At 56.3% G+C, this 18,658-nt stretch carries 17 protein-coding genes; 11 read left to right on the forward strand and 6 right to left on the reverse strand.

The genetic code is table 11. The features are described 5' to 3' along the window. The first annotated feature begins 266 nt into the window (after positions 1-266). The 3 genes from ACZOF8_RS07855 to ACZOF8_RS07865 all read left to right on the forward strand — a co-directional run bounded on the left by ACZOF8_RS07855 (position 267) and on the right by ACZOF8_RS07865 (position 4,504). On the forward strand, positions 267-1,580 hold the full coding sequence (locus ACZOF8_RS07855; protein ID WP_022487876.1) for a nickel pincer cofactor-dependent isomerase, group 22: 1,314 nt from the start codon (positions 267-269) through the stop codon (positions 1,578-1,580). A 16-nt stretch (positions 1,581-1,596) separates the two neighbouring features. Beyond that, positions 1,597-3,117, forward strand: coding sequence for a galactarate dehydratase (gene garD, locus ACZOF8_RS07860; RefSeq protein ID WP_022487877.1), 1,521 nt, complete (start codon positions 1,597-1,599; stop codon positions 3,115-3,117). A gap of 130 nt (positions 3,118-3,247) precedes the next feature. Next, positions 3,248-4,504, forward strand: a complete 1,257-nt coding sequence (locus ACZOF8_RS07865) for a Na+/H+ antiporter NhaC family protein (RefSeq protein ID WP_195839642.1) — start codon at positions 3,248-3,250, stop codon at positions 4,502-4,504. 29 nt (positions 4,505-4,533) lie between these two features. On the opposite strand, the gene ACZOF8_RS07870 is transcribed toward ACZOF8_RS07865, so the two are convergent. From ACZOF8_RS07870 to ACZOF8_RS07880, 3 genes are read right to left on the reverse strand one after another with little or no spacing between them, the layout of a single operon-like run. Beyond that, positions 4,534-4,980 (reverse strand): Fur family transcriptional regulator, encoded by a 447-nt coding sequence (locus ACZOF8_RS07870; RefSeq protein ID WP_022487879.1) that lies wholly within the window; start codon positions 4,978-4,980, stop codon positions 4,534-4,536. Then, complete coding sequence (locus ACZOF8_RS07875) at positions 4,973-5,785, reverse strand: metal ABC transporter permease (protein ID WP_022487880.1); 813 nt, start codon at positions 5,783-5,785, stop codon at positions 4,973-4,975. The genes ACZOF8_RS07870 and ACZOF8_RS07875 overlap by 8 nt, the downstream gene beginning before the upstream one ends. Then, positions 5,778-6,452 carry a metal ABC transporter ATP-binding protein gene (locus ACZOF8_RS07880; protein ID WP_022487881.1) on the reverse strand — a complete coding sequence of 225 codons (675 nt, stop codon included), beginning with the start codon at positions 6,450-6,452 and terminating at the stop codon, positions 5,778-5,780. Before ACZOF8_RS07880 ends, ACZOF8_RS07875 begins: the two co-directional genes overlap by 8 nt. Positions 6,453-6,620: 168 nt before the next feature. Between ACZOF8_RS07880 and ACZOF8_RS07885 the strand changes: the two genes are divergently transcribed. The 5 genes from ACZOF8_RS07885 (at position 6,621) to ACZOF8_RS07905 (ending at position 10,591) form a co-directional block, all read left to right on the forward strand. After that, positions 6,621-7,523 carry a metal ABC transporter solute-binding protein, Zn/Mn family gene (locus ACZOF8_RS07885; protein WP_022487882.1) on the forward strand — a complete coding sequence of 301 codons (903 nt, stop codon included), beginning with the start codon at positions 6,621-6,623 and terminating at the stop codon, positions 7,521-7,523. 150 nt (positions 7,524-7,673) lie between these two features. Continuing rightward, complete coding sequence (locus ACZOF8_RS07890; RefSeq protein ID WP_022487883.1) at positions 7,674-7,943, forward strand: hypothetical protein; 270 nt, start codon at positions 7,674-7,676, stop codon at positions 7,941-7,943. Between the two features lie 63 nt (positions 7,944-8,006). Further along, positions 8,007-8,723, forward strand: coding sequence for a response regulator transcription factor (locus ACZOF8_RS07895; protein ID WP_022487884.1), 717 nt, complete (start codon positions 8,007-8,009; stop codon positions 8,721-8,723). A 4-nt stretch (positions 8,724-8,727) separates the two neighbouring features. Then, the gene (locus tag ACZOF8_RS07900) at positions 8,728-9,888 is read left to right on the forward strand and encodes a sensor histidine kinase (RefSeq protein WP_487426742.1); all 1,161 of its coding nucleotides are present in this window, start codon (positions 8,728-8,730) and stop codon (positions 9,886-9,888) included. Between the two features lie 199 nt (positions 9,889-10,087). Further along, on the forward strand, positions 10,088-10,591 hold the full coding sequence (locus ACZOF8_RS07905) for a DUF6803 family protein (protein WP_487426743.1): 504 nt from the start codon (positions 10,088-10,090) through the stop codon (positions 10,589-10,591). 227 nt (positions 10,592-10,818) lie between these two features. Here the strand turns inward: ACZOF8_RS07905 and ACZOF8_RS07910 are convergent, their stop codons facing one another. Continuing rightward, positions 10,819-11,670 (reverse strand): type 1 glutamine amidotransferase domain-containing protein, encoded by an 852-nt coding sequence (locus ACZOF8_RS07910; protein WP_487426744.1) that lies wholly within the window; start codon positions 11,668-11,670, stop codon positions 10,819-10,821. A 102-nt stretch (positions 11,671-11,772) separates the two neighbouring features. After that, positions 11,773-12,096 (reverse strand): winged helix-turn-helix transcriptional regulator, encoded by a 324-nt coding sequence (locus ACZOF8_RS07915; protein WP_022487888.1) that lies wholly within the window; start codon positions 12,094-12,096, stop codon positions 11,773-11,775. Positions 12,097-12,223: 127 nt separating this feature from the next. On the opposite strand from ACZOF8_RS07915, the gene ACZOF8_RS07920 reads away from it, so the two are divergent. Then, on the forward strand, positions 12,224-12,784 hold the full coding sequence (locus tag ACZOF8_RS07920) for a flavin reductase family protein (RefSeq protein ID WP_022487889.1): 561 nt from the start codon (positions 12,224-12,226) through the stop codon (positions 12,782-12,784). 250 nt (positions 12,785-13,034) lie between these two features. Here the strand turns inward: ACZOF8_RS07920 and ACZOF8_RS07925 are convergent, their stop codons facing one another. Beyond that, on the reverse strand, positions 13,035-13,892 hold the full coding sequence (locus ACZOF8_RS07925; protein ID WP_022487890.1) for a LysR family transcriptional regulator: 858 nt from the start codon (positions 13,890-13,892) through the stop codon (positions 13,035-13,037). Positions 13,893-14,295: 403 nt separating this feature from the next. Between ACZOF8_RS07925 and ACZOF8_RS07930 the strand changes: the two genes are divergently transcribed. Further along, positions 14,296-16,584 (forward strand): hydratase, encoded by a 2,289-nt coding sequence (locus ACZOF8_RS07930; protein ID WP_022487891.1) that lies wholly within the window; start codon positions 14,296-14,298, stop codon positions 16,582-16,584. A gap of 79 nt (positions 16,585-16,663) precedes the next feature. After that, a complete protein-coding gene (locus ACZOF8_RS07935; protein ID WP_022487892.1) occupies positions 16,664-17,986 on the forward strand; it encodes a CitMHS family transporter in 1,323 nt (440 codons plus the stop codon). Positions 17,987-18,658 lie beyond the last annotated feature (672 nt).

The following is an 18,658-nucleotide window of genomic DNA, read 5'->3' on the forward strand; positions in this document are numbered from 1 at the left end:
GGGCCAACCGGTTTGTGCCCCCTACGGCTTTACACAATAAGAAGGACCTGGCCTACCAAGCCAGGTCCTATCCTGAGGCTTCCGACTTCAGACTCCTGACTTCAGACAGAGGCTGCCGCTTTGCGGCAGCCTCTTAATATATTTAATGAATCATCTAAAAACAATGAATTTGATTTATACTTCCCCGGACCGTACAATAAAGGTATCAGAAAAATCTGTGCGGATGGGCTTCGGGCTTTGCCTGAGGTTGAAGGAGGTTGGATGTTATGAAAATCACCACCAGAGGCGGGGTCGTTTCCCAACTGCTGGAAAATGTACCCTTGCCCCGGATGTTCCGGGCCCGGCAGACCTTTCCCCGGCCGGTGCTGACCCCGGAGGAGATTCCCGGGGCGGTCCGGAGTGAAATGAGCCGGGAACCTTTTGTGAGCAAGCTGAAACCGGGGATGTCCGTGGCCATTACTGCCGGGAGCCGGGGCATTGCCAATGTGGCCCTGATCACCCGGTCCATTGTGGAATTCTGCAAAGAACGGGGCACCCGCCCCTTCATCGTCCCGGCCATGGGGAGCCATGGCGGGGCCACGGCGGAAGGCCAGCTGGAAATCCTGGCCGGCTACGGGATCACCGAAGAAGCCATGGGCTGTGAGATCCGCAGCAGCATGGAAACGGTGTACCTGGGCATGAGCGGTTCCGGCCGGCCGGTGTACATGGACAAGAACGCCTATGAGGCGGACGGCATCATCCTCTCCTGCCGGCTGAAGCCGCACAATGCTTTCCGGGGGAAGGTGGAAAGCGGTCCCTGCAAAATGATGGCGGTGGGCCTGGGGAAACAGAAAGGGGCGGAAAACGTTCACGCCGACGGTATGGGAAAGATTGCGGAACACATCCCTTCCATGGCCAAAGTGTTCCTGGAAAAAGCCCCCATCCTGTTTGCCATCCCCTCCATTGAAAACGCCTACGACGAAACCTGCAAAATCGTGGCCATCGATACCCCGCACATGATCGAGGAAGAGGCGGAGTGGCTGAAATTCGCCTTTGCCAACATGCCCTCCCTGCTGGTGAAGGAAGCGGATGTGCTGGTGGTGGATGAAATCGGGAAGAACTATTCCGGCACCGGGGTGGACCCCAACATTGCCGGGACCTTCTCCACCGAATACGCCCACGGAGGCCTGAAGGTCCAGCGGACCTGCTTCCTGGACCTGTCGGAAGCCTCCCACGGGAACGCCCTGGGCATCGGCCTGGCCAACTGCATCACCGCCCGGCTGTTCAACAAGATCGACATGGATGCCATGTATCCCAACATCGTCACCAACACGGTGTTCAAATCCGGGATGATTCCCTTTGTGGTGCCCACGGACAAGGAAGCCATCCAGCTGTGCATCCGTACCACCAACGGGGTGGACCGGGACCCGGCCAAAGTCCGGGTGGTCCGGATCCCCAATACTTCCCACATCGGCACCGTGATGCTCAGCGAAAGCTATTATGAAGCCGTAAAGGCCGGGCAGTACCCTCATCTGGAAGCCCTGGATGAACCGGAAGCCCTGGAATTCGATGCAGCAGGGACCCTGCTGACAAAAATCTGAGAAAGGAAGAAATCCTATGACTGCACCTCTTGTAATCAAGGTCAAGGACAAGGACAATGTGGCCATTGCCGTCCATGACCTGCCGGTGGGCACGGAAGTACTGCCGGGAGTGGTTTCCCTCCAGCCCATTCCCCAGGCCCACAAAATCGCCCTGGAGGATATTCCCAAAGGGGGAGAGATCATCCGCTACGGGGTGGTCCTGGGCTATGCCAAGGACGCCATCCCCAAGGGCAGCTGGATCAACGAACACATGCTGGACCTGCCGGAAAGTCCGGCCCTCCATGATCTGCCCTATGCCACCCACATCGTTCCGCCGGAAGAACTGCCGGATCCGGTCCAGACCACCTGGTGGGGCTACCGGAACAAAAAGGGTCCGGCAGGCACCCGGAACCTGCTGGGGGTGGTGACCACCGTCCAGTGTGCCGCCGGGGTGGTGAATGTGGCAGTGGACCGGATCCGCCGGGAACTGCTGCCCAAGTATCCCCATGTGGATGATGTGGTGGCGGTGAACCATCCCTATGGCTGCGGGGTGGCCATCAACGCTCCCATGGCCAAGATCCCCATCCGAGCGGTCCGGAACCTGATCCGGCACCCCAATTTCGGCGGGGAAATCATGCTCATCGGCCTGGGTTGTGAAAAGCTCACCTATGACCGGCTGCTGGAACCGGAAGAAATCAATCCGGACAACTGCCTGACCCTCCAGGACTGCCACGGCCATGACGCCATGATGCAGGCCATCCTGGACATGGCGGAAAAGAAGCTCCAAAGACTGGAGCAGCGCCGGCGGGAAGAACTGCCTCTCAGTGAATTGGTGGTGGGGCTCCAGTGCGGCGGCTCCGATGCCTTTTCCGGGCTCACCGCCAATCCCAGTGCCGGTTACGCGGCGGACATGCTGGTAAAAGGCGGCGCCACGGTGATGTTCAGTGAAGTGACGGAAGTCCGGGACGGGGTGCCCATGCTGGCGGCCCGGTGCGTGAACCGGGAAGTCCGGGACAAACTGGCGGCGGAAATGAAATGGTACGACGACTACCTGGCTGATGGGGGTGTGGACCGGGATGCCAACCCCACTCCGGGGAACAAAAAGGGCGGCCTGGCCAATATTGTGGAAAAGGCCATGGGGTCCATTGCCAAAAGCGGCACCAGTCCCATTGTGGAAGTGTTGTCCCCGGCGGAAAAACCCACCAAACACGGGCTGATCTATGCAGCCACTCCTGCCAGCGACATTGTGTGCGGCCCCAGCCAGCTGGCTTCGGGGATCGGGCTCCAGGTGTTCATGACCGGACGGGGCACCCCCTACGGCCTGGCCATTGCCCCGGTGATCAAGGTGTGTAGCCGGAACGAAATGAAGGACAACTGGTTCGACATGATCGATATTTCTGCCGGTGGGGTGGCCACCGGGGAAGCCACCATCCCGGAAGTGGGCACGGAGATCTTCCGGTTCATCCTGGATGTGGCCAGCGGAAAGAAGAAGCCCTACAGCGATCAGTACGGCTTCCACAACGATCTGTGCATCTTCAATCCGGCACCGATTACGTGATATAATGAGGGTGTTGCCTTTGGGCAACACCCTTTGTCAATGGCCATTGACCATTGACCGCTGACCATTGACAGTTTTTACGGAGTTATCACAAGTTATGGAAAATCTTATCCTGGGGGCTTTTTGCCTCGTGCTTTTTTTGTTTATTTTTACGGGACTGCCCCTTTTGGGGGCGCTGTTTGTAGGGTTCCTGCTGTTTTTCGGTTATGGACTGTACCGGGGGCACTCTTTCGGGGCCGTGCTGAAAATGGCCTGGGAGGGAGTCCTGTCAGTGAAGACCATTTTCCTGGTGTTCATCCTCATTGGCATGCTGACGGCGGCCTGGCGGGCTTCCGGCACCATCGGCTACATCATTGCCCTGGCGGTCCGGTTCATCCGGCCTTCCGTGTTCCTGCTGCTTACCTTCTGGCTGAACTGCGCCGTATCCTTCCTGCTGGGGACGTCCTTTGGCACGGCGGCCACCATGGGGGTGATTACCCTGTCCATCGGGGAGACCCTGGGGATCTCTCCTTTTTACAGCGGGGGCGCCATTTTGTCCGGCACCTATTTCGGAGACCGGATGTCTCCGGTTTCCACCAGTGCCCTTCTGGTCAGCGTGCTTACAGGAACGGACATCTACAAAAACATCGGGAACATGGCCCGGTTTGCCCTGGTCCCCTTTGCCCTGGCCAGCCTGTTCTATCTGGGGCTGGGCCTGTGGCTGCCGGGTATGGGCCAGGTGGGCGCCATGGTCAGCGGTCTGTATGACATTTACCATTTCACTCCCTGGCTGGTACTGCCGGCGGTGAGCATCCTGGTGCTGAGCTTCTTCCGGGTGTCCGTGAAGAAGAACATGGCCGTAAGCATCTTCCTTGCCCTGCTCCTGTGCCATTTTGTCCAGGGCTGGCCCTGGGCCTATCTGGTCCGGATCCTGGCCACCGGCTATCATCTGTCAGACCCGGAATACGCAGGGATGCTCAGCGGCGGGGGCATCACCTCCATGGTCCGGGTGGCCTCCATTGTGTGTCTGTCCGCTTCTTTCGGAGGCATCTTCAAGGGCACCGGGCTGCTGAAAGGCATCGAGGGACTGTTCCAGCAGCTGAAGGAGAAGGCGGGGACCTATCCGGCCATCATCCTGGCCGCCCTGTTTACCGGCATGGTGTCCTGCAACCAGACCCTGAGCATCGTGCTCACCCACCAGCTGTGCAGTCCCTTTGTGAAGGACCGGGAACAGCTGGCCCTGGACCTGGAGAACACGGCGGTGGTGATTTCTCCTCTGATTCCCTGGTCCATTGCCTGCGCCACCATCCTGGACACCACCGGAGCCCCTCACAGCTCCGTGGTCCTGGGAGTGTATCTGATTCTGCTTCCGGTGTGGGGATTGATAAAAAGCCGTTCTGCCGCTTGAAGGGGCAGAACGGCTTTAAGGGGCGCTGCTCAGTAGCGCCCCTTTTTCCTGCACTCTTCACAATATCCGTACAGCTCCAGATAATGGCCCACGATTTCGAACCGGGTCTTTTGGGCCAGTTCTTCTTCGAAGCCGTGGAGGGGGCAGCCGTCGATGTTCACCACTTTGTGGCAGCCCAGGCAGATCAGGTGGTGGGTGTGGCTGAGGGTGTACAGCAGGAACCCGTATTTCCGGCTTTGGGGCAGCAGGACCTTTTCCGTCAGCTTCTTTTCCGTGAAGCTTTCCAGGATCCGGTACACGGTGGAAAAATTCAGGCTGGCTCCGGCCTGGAGGAGTTTTTCATAAATATCGTCGGCACTGAGGACTTCCCGCTGTTCCAGGAGCAGTTCCAGCACCTGGCACCGGGCTTGGGTGCATTTCAGGCCGGCCCGGCGGATCAGCTGCCGGGCGTCCAGGGGAGATCCGTTCTTATCCATGGCGCACCTGCCGTTTCTGGCGCCGGGTCTGGAAACAGAGGACCAGCAGAAGGAGCAGGACGGACACAATGGCCGTGATTCCCCCTGGGGCGGCTCCGATGTAATAGGAGGCAAAGAGACCGGCCATAACGTCCAGGAAGCTGAAGAGTACCGCCAGGGCCATGGTTCTCTTGAATCCCTGACGGAGCTGGAGGGCGGTGGCCACCGGCAGGGCGATCAGGGAGCTGATCACCAGGATCCCCACGATCCGGATGGACACGGAAATGGTGGCAGCCACCAGAAGGGAGAACACATAGTTGATGGCCCGGGCCTTCACGCCCAGGATCCGGGCGCCGTCCTCATCAAAGGAAAGGAGCACCAGCTGGGGGAACAGGCTGAAAATGGCCAGGAGGGACACCACGGTCAGGATGGCCACGGTGGTCACTTCTCCCTGGGTTACGGTCAGGATGCTGCCGAACAGGAAGGAATCCACATTGGCGTGGACCAGGCCGGAGCTGATGATGGTAATGGCGATGCCCACGGACAGGGACAGGACGATCACCAGGGTCAGTTCTGCATACCGGCGGAATTTTTCCCGGAGCACTTCGATCAGCAGGCCGAAGAAGGAAGTGACACAGAAGGCGCTGATAATGGGGTTGGCATGGAACAGGAGACCGGTGGCCACCCCTGCCAGGGACGCATGACTCAGGGCGTCTCCGATCATGGAGTACCGGCGGAGCACCAGGAAGGTGCCGATCAGGGGACAGATAAGGGAAATCAGCAGGGACACCGCCAGGGCGTTCCGCATAAAGGCGTAATCAAACATGGGCGCAGTCACCTCCGTTTTCTGCCAGGTATTCCCGGATGTATTCCTGGGGGGTGCAGAAATGCCCCTGGCCCCGGACCACATGGAAGAAGCTGGAGGCGTTGTGGGCGGCATACCGCAGGTTGTGCTCTACAGTGATCACCGTGATCCCCCGTTCTTCGTTGAGATGATGGATCAGGGGATACAGGTCATCTTGGCTTTTCAGATCCATGCCGGTGGAAGGTTCATCGAAAATCATCAGATCCGGCTTTCCCAAAAGGGCTTTGGCAATCATCACCTTCTGGTACTGACCGCCGGAGAGGGCACCGATGAGATGATCCTGGAGAGAAGAGATGTGCATCCGGTCCAGGGCCCGGTCCACCGCATTCCGGTCTTTGATCTGGAGGACTTTCCGGGTATAGTCCAGGACTTCCCGGACAGTAATGGGAAACTGCTTGTTGATCATGTCCGTAGGCTGGGGCACATAGGCGGGCCGGCGGAAGGTGCAGGAGATGGTGCCGCTGCTGGGAGACAGGAGCCCCAGGATCAGCTTTACCAGGGTGCTTTTGCCGCTGCCGTTTTCTCCTACAATGGCCACATAGTCCCCGTCATGGATTTCCATGGACAGGTCATGGAGCAGATAGGGTCCCTGCTCATAAGCAAAGGACAGATGGGATATTTGAAGCATGGTACGACCTCTTTCCAGTATAATGGCGCAAATGCAAATCATTTGCGTTTATTGACGGACGATACTCTATATGATATGATATCTTTCGCGAAAATGCAAATGGTTTGCATTTCCCCACGATTTTGCTTTAGCCATTACAGGGATATGCAAAAGGAAAGGAAACAATCAATGAAACGGATTTTATTTTTGCTGCTGGCGGGGGCTTTGGTGCTGCTGGCGGGATGCGGGGGAAAGACGGCCCCGGAAAAGACGAAAGAGGGGAAACTGCCGGTGGTGGCCAGTTTCTATGCCATGAAGGAAATGACGGAAGCCATCGGAGGGGACAAGGTGGCGGTGACCACCCTGATCCCGGAAGGGACGGAGCCCCATGAATTCCAGCCCACCACCAAAAGCATGAAGGACCTGAGCCGGGCCCGGGTCCTGGTGATCCAGGGACTGGGTATGGAACCCTGGGCGGAAGAAATGGTGAAGGCGGCGGAAAACCGGGACCTGGTCCAGGTGGTGGCGGCCCGGGAAGTGACTCCCATTGCCAATGAGGATGCCGAGGAAGCCAGGGAACACGGCCAGTATGATCCCCATGCCTGGCTGAGCCCTGCCTGTGCTCAGGTGGAAGCGGCGGCCATTGTCCGGGGCCTGTCCCAGGCGGATCCGGTCAACGCCGGCTATTACCAGGCAAACGGAGAAAAGTTCATCGGCCGTCTCCGGCAGCTGGAAGCTGCCTACAAAGGGAAATTCCAGGATCTCCCCCGGAAGGAATTCGTCACCGGTCATGCAGCCTTTGCCTATCTGTGCCGGGATTTCGGCCTGGAACAGAACAGCGTGGAAGGCGTCTTTGCCTCCGGAGAACCCAATGCCCGGCAGCTGGCCAGCCTGGTGGAATACTGCAGGGCCCATCAGGTCCGGACCATTTTCACTGAAGCGGCGGTAAGCCCCAAGACCAGTGAATCCCTGGCCCGGGAAGTGGGAGCCAAAGTGGTGCCCATCCACACCCTGGAAGGGGGAGAAGGGGAAGGAGACTATCTGGTCCAGATGGAAGAGAATCTGGCACGGATCTACGAAAGCCTGAAGTAGGGGGCCGCTGACAGAGGGGGCACGTTCCGTGCCTCCCTCTTCATATTTTCTTCATATTTCCCCAACAACTCCTGCACAGGGAACGGGTATAATAAAGACAAAGGAAAAAGAAACCCACCCTCCTGGATGAGAAAGAAAGGATGATCCATCATGACAACCAAATTCAAGACTCTGGCAGTGGCAGCAGCATTCTTTGCAGCAGGAAGCATTGCCGGACCCCGTTTGCTGGCGGTATCTCCGGTTCATGCAGCGGAAGCGGTAACGGAAAATCAGCCGGTTGTACAAACGTTGGACAACCAGGTTGGATGCCCTTACTATCAGCAGAACGGACATCATCGGAGAGCCGGCCGCCGGGGCGGCTGCTGGAACCAGGACCGGCCCCCCTGCTGGGAAGACAACGGCCAGGGGCAGCAGAGCTGAAAAAAGGAGGTGTTGCACAGCAACACCCCCTTTTTATATAATGTCTCCAACAAGGAGGCGCTTATGGACAACTACTCTGTACTGCTGGTGGACGATGATCCCAAGCTGCTGGATCTTCTGGTGAACTATTTCCAAAAAGAACAATTTACGGTGTTTTCCGCCCGGGACGGGGAGGAGGCCCTCCGGGTCTTTGAACAGGAACAGCCCCAGCTGCTGGTGCTGGACCTGATGCTGCCCAAAATTGACGGCCGGGACGTGTGCCGGACCATCCGGCAGAAAAGCACTGTGCCCATTATCATGCTCACGGCCCGGGATGCGGAATTCGACCGGCTCATGGGACTGGAACTGGGGGCGGATGACTATGTGACCAAACCCTTCAGCATGCGGGAACTGGTGGCCCGGGTCCGGGCCCTGCTCCGGCGGACCTACGGAGCCTATGGCCAGCAGAAGCAGGAAAAACCGGAAACAGTGATCCGGGCCGGGAATCTGGAGCTGGATCTGGACCGGCATCTGCTGCTGCGCCAGGAAGGGGACGGCACCTGGAAATCCATCGAACTGACTCCCATTGAGTTCAGCCTGCTGGAAGTCCTTATGAAAAGCCCTGGCCATGTTTACAACCGGCTGCAATTAATGGAAAACAGCCATGGATTTGCCTTTGACGGCTATGAACGGACCATTGATGCCCACATCCGGAACCTGCGGCGGAAAATCGAACCGGATTCCAAAAATCCCCGGTACATCCTGACGGTGTACGGGATCGGCTACAAATTCGGAGGCTGAGGCCATGCGCTTTCACAGTGTACGGAACAAAATGATGGTGAGCACTTTCCTGCTGATCCTGGTCTGTGCCCTGATTGTGATTTCCATCTGCAGCCAGCAGATGGAAACTCACTTTTTCCAGTATCTTCAGGATCCTTCCGCCCTGGCGGGCCAGCAGGGAGCCGGCGGCTATGGCCGGGGCATGGGCCGTGGGATGATGGGGGGCGGCATGGGCATGGGAGGCATGCACCACCGGATGATGCTGGGGGCGGCGGAACGGACTTTTGTGGAATCCTATCACCAGTCACTGTGGTGGATTGGCTTCCTGTTTGCAGGAGTGGGGCTGGTGGTCAGCTATTTCCTGTCCGGGAACATCACCCGGCCTCTCCGGCAGCTGTCCCAGGCGGCGGAAAAGATCCGTCAGGGGGACCTGAAACAGGAAGTCCCGGTGGATACCCAGGATGAAGTGGGCCAGCTGGCGGAAGTGTTCAACCAGATGTCCGCCGAGCTGGCTGCCAATGAAAGCAACCGGCAGGAATTTTTGGCCAATATCGCCCATGAACTGAAAACGCCCCTGGCGGTGCTCCAGGGGCATCTGGAAAGCATGCTGGACGGAGTGGAAGAACCGGAGCCGGAGAAATTGTTTTCCATGCAGGAAGAAGTCATGCGGCTGACCCGGCTGGTGGGGGATCTCCGGGATCTTTCCCTGGCCCAGGTGCATCAATTGGAACTCCATCTCCAGCCGGTGGATTTGGGAGAAAAGGCGGAACGGGCGGCGGAGCTGCTGGAACCGCTGCTGGAAGAAAAGAGGCTCCATTTCGTCAAAAATATGGCACCTTCTCTTCCGGTGCGGCAGCTGGATCCGGATAGGGTGAACCAGATCCTCTACAATTTGATCACCAATGCCATCCGGTATACCCATCCTGGGACGGCCATCCTGCTGCAGACGGAAGCGGCTGGGAAGCGGGTGCGTCTGACCATTGCTGATGAGGGGCCGGGTATCGCGCCAGAAGACCTGGACCATATCTTTGAACAGTTCTACCGGGGAGACAAATCCCGGAACCGGGCTTCTGGAGGCAGCGGTATCGGGCTCTCTCTGGCCAAAAGCTTTGTGGAAGCCCAGGGCGGGACCATCACTGCCCGGAACCGGAAAGAGGGCGGGGCGGAGTTTGTGGTGGAATTGTAGGGCCGGCTGCACAGGCTGCCGGCCTGTTGGCGGTCCATGGTCAGCGGCCGTTGAACGTTGACAGCTGACCGTTGACCGGGCTGTTGCCCAGGCAACAACCCCTTCATATTTTCTTCATATTCTCTTCCCACCATCTGCACATTCTATCCCTATAATACAACTATGATTTTAAGGAACTGCTGAAAAGGAGCGATGTGCAATGGTTATGACGAATTATATGGATCTGCTGGCGGCCAACCAGCCCTGGAACCTGATCCTGTTTATGGTGATCCCGGTGGTGCTGGCGGAATCCCTGGTGGCCACGGAATTCTACACCACCTATTACAACGGCAAAGCGGCGGGCTGGAAGACCTGGAATCACTGGCTGGGAATTGCTGCCGGAGTGTATTTTGCCCTAGTGGTGCTGTATCTTCTGGTGAACGTTGTGCCCGGAATCCACTGGAAGGGCTGGGCGGACCAGCTGGCCATCGTGGCCTATCTGCTGGGAATCGTTCCCCTGGGGGCCATTGCTCTCATGGAACTGGGAATTACAGGGAAGTATCTCACGGGTCAGCAGCGGACCCTGCGCCATTTCGGTCTTTTGATCGGGTTCCTGGTGGTGAGCCACGTGGCCATGGTGTTCGGCATGGTGGATCCCACCATTACCGGTTGGCAGCCTATGCCCGCTCCAATGCATCAGATGGGCGGGATGCAGCATATGTAAAAAAGACTGTGAAGAAATGGAAAAGACATTTCTTCACAGTCTTTTTTTGTCAGCGGCCAACGGTCAGCTGTCAGCGGCCGGTGGAAATCAATTTTTCCAAATTGATTTTGAATTTATAAAGACACTGACCGGCCAAACTCATTTTGCCTAAGTTCAAAGCCAGCGATGCTGGCTTTCTTTGGCTGTTGACCGTTGACAGGGGTGTTACCCAGGCAACACCCCCTTTTTTATTTTTCCAACGCTTTTTCCAGTGCTTTGGCCAGTTCCAGATCAGAGGCCGGGTTCTGGCCGGTGATCAGTTCCCGGTCTTTTACCACATGGCTCTGGCTCATGCCTTGGACCTGGATACGGGCACCGGACAGCTGGAGGGCCTGCTCCAGATGAAAGGGCATTTCCGTCCCTTTGGCTATTTCGCCCGGCCATTCTTCCGCATCAGAAAGAGCGGTCATGGCATAGCCGTCATAGATCCAACCCTTGCCCAGAGAAAGGACGCTTTTTACGTCCCGTTCCACCAGGGCCTTTCGGTAGGCGGCGGGATCCGGCAGGGCTGCCAGAGAAGCGGCGGGTCCATGGCAGATCATGGCAGTGGGCTTTTGTTTGGCGTGGAAATCTTTCAGGATGGTTCCCAGTTCCCGGTTTTCCATCAGACTGCCCATGGGAGCATGGCCCCCAGGGATGAACAGGGCATCATATTGATCCAGTCCGTTTTTCAGTACCTGCTGGAAGGAGATGGGCTGCAGGCTTTGGGCGAAGGCTTCCGCTTTGGCCCGTTCTTTCTCGCTGCCCTGAAAGAACTTTTTGTCATTGGATCCCTGATCCATGGCAGGGGCCTTTCCTTCCGGGGTGGCCAGGACGATCTGCCAGCCTTTTTCCGTAAGATATTCGGCGGGTACGGCCAGTTCATTGAGGAAAAAGCCGGTAGGCATGGCTGTATGGTTGGCCAGTTCCAGCGTATTTTCGCTGGAGGCGATCAGCAGGATCTTTCCTTTGGCAGAGGCTGCCGAAACAGGCTGGGCTGACAGTATACCGAGGGGAAGAACCAGCATAGCGGTGAGACAAAGTTTGACAAAACGGTTCATATGATCCACTCCTTGTTTTTTCCTTTTATTGTAGACAGAAAAGGTTTCGATGGAAAGTATGTACTTTTTTGTATATAAGTTTCCAAAAGGGAACTGCTGGAGTTAAAAGGTCCCGGCCATGTATTCCCGCCCCCAGTCGCAGATGGCGAAAATAACGGGACGGAGGGATTCTCCCCGGGATGTCAGGGTATATTCCGTCTTGGGCGGGACCACCGGATAGACCGTGCGGTGGATCAGTCCATCTCCTTCCAGCTCCCGGAGCTGCTGGGTGAGCATTTTTGCCGTGGCCCGGGGGATATGGCGCTGGATCTGGCTGAAACGCAGGACGTTTTCCGTCAGCAGATAATAGAGGATGATGGCCTTGTATTTGCCTCCCAACTGGCTCAGGGCCGCTTCCACGGGACAGTTGTATTTTTTTTCGTTCATGGGGGTCTCCTTATGGTTTCTTAAAAGATAGTATATCACTTAAAAGTGCATTCTTGTGATTTAGAAAGATTGGGGATAATATTAGCACAGTCAATCACGAAATACAAGAAAACAGGAGGAAAATCATATGCAAAAAGAGATTGGTGCGGTTATGGGGCTGTACCCCACGCCAGTGACTGTAGTGGGAACTGTTGTGGAAGGACGGGTGAACTGGCTGACCATTGCCCATGTAGGGGTCGTGGAACATACCCGTTTCCTGATCAGTGTGGACAAGGCTCATGAATTTTCTGTCCGGGGAATCGAAACCAACGGCACCGTATCGGTGAGTCTGGTGAACCGGGAAATCCTGGCAGCAGCTGATTACTGTGGCATGCATAAAGGAGCTGCTGAAGATAAGTCCCAGGTATTCCCCCATCATTTCGATGAGGTGAAGGGAGCGCCCATCCCGGACAATGCTCCGCTGGTGATGACCTGTCGTGTGATCCGGAAGGTGGAAGTGGGGCAGTTCAACAATTATATCCTGGAACCGGTACACACTTATGTGGAAGAAAAATATTTGAACGAACAGAACAAACCGGATTATGAAAAAATGAAACCCATCCTGTTTGAATTTCGGAATGCCCTGTATCTGGAAACCGGAGCTGTGGCCGGCCGCTGCTGGAATATCGGCTGGAATTTCCAGCGGTAACGCCCTTGTCGGGAGTCAGGAGTCCGAAGTCAGAAGTCTCAGGAAAGGATCCGCCTGGCTGGACGGATCCTTTTGATTCTGTAAAACCAGAATCAAAATCAATTTGAGAGTTTATTTCGTCCAAAGGTTCTACATATTCAAAAATTTGCTTGCAAATTTAACCTTCGGCTCCAGACTTCAGACTCCAGACTTGAGCCGCTATGCGGCTCTACAGCTAAGGAGGTGTTGCACGGAACGTGCGACACCTCCTTTAATACTTCTCCTTCATGAAATCCACAAAGGCCCGGACGCTGGCCAGAAGATGGTAGTTTTTCCGGTAGTACATCCAGGTTTCCCGCATCAGGGGCTGGCCTTCCACAGTGGTGAGCACGGTAGGGTGGACCTGGGGAGTGTCCTGGCCGCAGCTCCGGGAGAGCAGGGTGAATCCCAGTCCTTCCTGGACCATTTTCAGGCAGGTGTCCATGGCATCGGTTTCGATGATGGTGAAGGGGGGCTTCCGGTAGTGGGCGTACCACCATTCGTCCAGCACGTTCTGGAGCATGGGGTCGGTGATGTAATGGATGTAGGGATAGCTGGGCAGCAGATCCATGTTCAGAGGGTCCCGGCTGAAGGCACAGAGAGGATCCTGCCACAGGAGCCGTTTTTCTTCGTTCCAGTTGTGGCCGCCCCGGACAATGCACACATGGTATTTCCCTTCCAGGAAGTCCCGGTACCGGTCATGGCTGAACCCGCTTTTCATGTGGATTTCGATCCGGGGGTAGGTCTGCCGGAACTGGGTCAGGATCCGGGGCATATGGTATTTGGCGAACACGTTGGAACAGGCAATGGACAGGGTGCCGGCCGGGTGGACCCTGGCGTCGGACAGGGTGTCCCGGATCTTCAGGTAGGAGGCTTCAGTTTTCAGGAAGAACCGGTACAGCAGTTCTCCTTCCGAAGTGAACTGAATCCCCCGGGGCTGGCGGAGGAACAGGGTACAGCCGAATTCCGCCTCCAGCCGTTTCAGCCGGTCGGTAAGGGCCGGCTGGGACAGGAACAGCCGCTTGGCGGTGTGGGTGATGTTCTTTTCTTCGTAGAGGGTCTTCAGCAGCAGGATGTCTTTGTTGTCCATAAGGGGGCCTCCTTCAGGGTTTAAAAGGATAAATATATTTTATCGCAAAACCGAATAAAATCCTATTTGTTTTTTAGGTCGGGAACAGGTACACTGAAAGGGAAAGAGGGGACAGCGGGCAGATCTCGAAAGAGAGCGTCGCCTCTTGGAAACCAGCAAACCCAAAAGGGACTGTTGCATGAGCAGCAGTCCCTTTTTGGGGTCTCGAGTCTCAAGCCCATGGAAAGAACCTGTCCCGGTTCTCCCAATTGTGGAAAACCTTGAAACCGCCTGCCGGTAGTTTCAAATTAGCCATAGAATAATTTGATGGCTGATACAAATAAACACGTATTTGTGTTATTTCACAGACAATTCTATGATAAGGCTGTGCACAATTGAATCGGAATTTTGGAGGAGGACAAAAATGGTTGAACTGATCCACGAGAATGTATATTACAGAGATGGACAGCTGCTGACGGAGCAGGAACTGGCTGCCCAGGGGGTTAAAGCCGACCGGGCGGAAGGGGTGAAGAAGACCCTGGCCTATCAGGTGATGGAAGCCCACCAGCAGGGCAGCGGGATGGAAGACCTCCATCTGAAGTTCGATGCTCTCACCAGCCATGACATCACCTATGTGGGGATCATCCAAACGGCCATTGCCAGCGGCCTGGACCATTTCCCCATCCCCTACATCCTGACCAACTGCCACAACAGCCTGGCCGCCGTAGGGGGCACCATCAACGAGGACGACCATGTTTTCGGCCTGTCTGCCGTGAAGCGGTTCGGAGGTCTTTACGTACCGCCCCATATGGCCGTCATCCATGAATACATGCGGGAACGGATGGCCGGCGGCGGGAAGATGATCCTGGGGTCCGACAGCCACACCCGGTACGGGGCCTTCGGCACCATGGCCATCGGGGAAGGAGGTCCGGAACTGGTGAAGCAGCTCCTGGGCCATACTTACGATGTCCAGCGGCCCCAGGTGATCGCCATTTATCTGAAAGGGAAACCCCGCCATGGGGTAGGGCCCCAGGATGTGGCTCTGGCCATTGAAAAAGCCGTTTTCAAAAACGGTTTCGTGAAGAACAAGGTGATGGAATTCATGGGACCGGGGATCGCCGGCCTGTCCATGGACTTCCGGAACGGCATCGACGTGATGACCACGGAAACCACCTGCCTGACCACCATCTGGTCCACGGACACCACCGTAAAGGACTACCTGGAACTCCACCACCGTCCGGAAGCCTACAAGGAAATGAAACCGGGAGATCTGGCCTGCTACGACGGAGCCGTGGTGGTGGATCTGGACAAGGTGGAATCCATGATTGCCATGCCCTTCCATCCCAGTCATGTGTACACCATCAAGGAACTGAACGAAGGGGGCAAAGACCTGCTGGCGGAAATCGAAGAACAGGCAGTGAACATGCTGGACAACAAGGAACTGTCCCTGGGTCTGGCGGACAAATACTATGACGGGAAGATGCACTGCGACCAGGGTCTGATTGCCGGCTGCTCCGGCGGTCTGTACGAAAACCTGGTGGCGGCCGCCCATATCCTGAAAGGAAAGAGCATCGGCAGCGAACGGTTCGCCTTCAGCGTCTATCCCTCCAGCCATCCCATCTATATGGAACTGATGCGCAACGGAGCCCTGGCAGATCTCATGGACGCCGGCGCCGTGGTCCGGTCCGCTTTCTGCGGCCCCTGCTTTGGCGCTGGGGATACTCCCAACAACAAGGGATTCAGCGTCCGGCACACCACCCGGAACTTCCCCAACCGGGAAGGGAGCAAGCCTGGCAAGGGACAGATCGCTTCCGTAGCCCTGATGGATGCCCGGAGCGTGGCAGCCACGGCGGCCAACCATGGGGCCCTGACCCCGGCCACGGAGGTGGACTACGACGACAGCGTGCCGGCTTACCATTACGACAGCCTGCCCTATGACCACAAGGTGTTCGACGGCATCGGCCAGCCGGACAAAAAGGAAGAGCTGGTGTACGGACCTTCCATCAAACCCTGGCCTTCCATTGAAAAGCTCAACAAGAACCTGCTGCTGAAAGTGGCTGCCTGGATCGATGATCCGGTGACCACCACCGACGAACTGATCCCCTCCGGGGAAACCTCTTCCTACCGGAGCGATCCCTATGCCCTCAGCGAATTTGCCCTGAGCCGGAAGGTGCCGGAATATGTGGGACGCGCCAAAGCTGTCCGGACCCTGGAAAAAGCCCGGCAGGACGGGGAAAACTGTGAAGAACTGAACAATCTGTACAGTTCTGTAAAAAATGCTCTGTGTTTGCAGGAATCTGTGGACCAGATGGAGAAAGATACTTCTGTAGGTTCGGTGGTCTATGCCAACAAACCGGGTGATGGGTCCGCCCGGGAACAGGCGGCTTCCTGCCAGCGGGTACTGGGCGGGGCAGCCAACATTGCCTTGGAATATGCCACCAAACGGTACCGCAGCAATGTGATGAACTGGGGAATGCTGCCGTTCCTGACTTCCTATGAAGACTCCCGGAAACTGGCGGTGGGGGATCTGGTCTATGTCCCCAATGTTCGGGAAATCCTCCTGAGTGACAAGGATGAATACAAGGGCTTCCTGATCCGGGACGGAAAGAAGACCGGGGAGATCACCCTGCACTTGGGCAGTGTGGAACCCTCCCAGAAAGACATCCTGGCTGCAGGCTGTCTGATCAACTACTACGCAGGCAGCAAAAAATAAGATCTGCCGTCCAACCTGAAGAGGAGAAGGCGGGCACAGGCCCTTCCTTCTCCTGCTTCCTGGCAGAAAGGAGTACAACATGTTGTTAGGTATTGCTGGTTTCGTCCTGATCGGACTGGTCGTGTACTGTCTGATCTCCTCCAAGATGAATGCCATCCCCATTTTCGTGGCATTCCCCATTATCATTGCCCTGCTCTGCGGTTTTGCCCCTGCAGAAGTATTCGCCTTCATCAAAAAAGGCGTGGGCACCACCATGTCCACCGCCATCCTGTTCCTGTTTTCCATTGTTTACTTTGCTTTGATGAATGATGTGGGCATGTTCGATCCTCTCATGAACTTCCTGGCCAAGAAAGCCGGGAACAACATTGTCCTGGTCACCATCGCCACCGGGATCATCGCCACCATCGCCCACCTGGACGGCACTACTGCCGGGACCTGCCTGATCACCGTCCCTGCCATGCTGCCCCTGTACAAAAAGCTCCACATCCGTCCTGTGGTGCTGTGCTGCATCATTTCCGCCGCCATCAGTATCATGAACCTGACCCCCTGGGGCGGCCCTGTGGCCCGTACTGCCATTATCCTGAAAACCGATGCCAGCATCCTGTGGCATGAACTGCTGCCTCTCCAGGGTGTGGGCCTGATCATTGTGCTGGCCTTTTGCATTTACCTGGGCCTCCTGGAAAAGAAACGGGGCGCCGGCCTGAACCCCACCGGGAAGGCTGCGGAACTCAGTGAAGACCTGAGCATGGCCGGGAACGATGCGCCGGCTGATCCCAGCCTGAAACGGCCCAAACTGGTGTGGATCAACTGGCTGGTGACCCTGGTGGTCATCCTGCTCATGTGCTTCACCAAGATTCCTCTCTACGGCGCCTTCATGATCGGCCTGGCCGCTGCCCTGATCATCAACTTCCGTTCCGCCAAGGAGCAGGCCAACGCGGTGAAACGCCATGCTTCCGCGGCTCTTTTGACTCCCATGATCCTTTTGACCACCGGGATCTTCCTGGGGATCCTGAACGGCACCGGGATGATGAAGAGCATGGCCAATATCCTGATCTACATTATGCCGGATGCCCTGGGGCCCAAACTGGCCACCGTCATGGGTTGCCTGTCCGTGCCTTTCGGCATGATGCTGGGCACCGACTCCTTCTTCTTCGGCTTCATGCCTCTGTGCATCGGGGTGGCGGAGAAGTTCGGGGTGGCCGCTCACGATATTGCCATGAGCATGCTGATCGGGAAAGACTTCTGCATCATGGTGACTCCTCACAACGCCACCACCTGGCTGCTGATCGGCATGGCCGGGGTATCCCTGAAGGAACAGCTGAAATTCTCCGCTCCCTATCTGTGGATCCTCAGCATCATCACCGTATTTGCTGCCGGGATCATGGGTGTGTTCCAGATGTAAAAAAAAGGGGGTGTCGCACGTTCCGTGCAACACCCCCTTAGCTGTAGAGCCGCATAGCGGCTCAAGTCTGGAGTCTGAAGTCTGAAGCCGAATGTTAAATTTGCAGGCAAATTTTTGAATATGTAGAACCTTTAGACGAAATGGTCGCTCAGATTGAATTCGATTCTGGTTTTACATAATCAAAAGGATCCGTCCAGCCAGGCGGATCCTGTCCTGAGGCTTCCGACTTCAGACTCCTGACTTCCGACTAAGGGGCTGTTGCGCATGCAACAGCCCCAACAAAAACAGCGGCAGAGCTGCGCTTCTCTGCCGCTGTTTTTGTTTGAAGGTTGACAATAAAAAAGGGTCGGTTGGGGAGGGCCTGAGGAGTGGCGGTCCCTCCCAGAGAGGGAGTGGAGGCACCGGGGCACACAACCCGGTGTTTCCTTTATGACAATGAGCTGAAGACCATCGGTAGGAAGGTCCTCAAAGACAATAAGCAAGGGGAGTGGCTAATGGTTAGGAAATCATAACCATTAGCCTTGAAAAAAATAAAGACAATGCGGTTAGTCTTTACTTACAGGAGCAATTCTAGCATACATCCACTAGGGATGCAAGCTTTTTTCGAAAAAACTTTTAAAAATTTTTCTGCCATTGTTTCTCCCCTGTAGATATTGTACTCTATTTCTGTTA

The sequence above is a fragment of the Acidaminococcus sp. genome, from assembly GCF_057597765.1.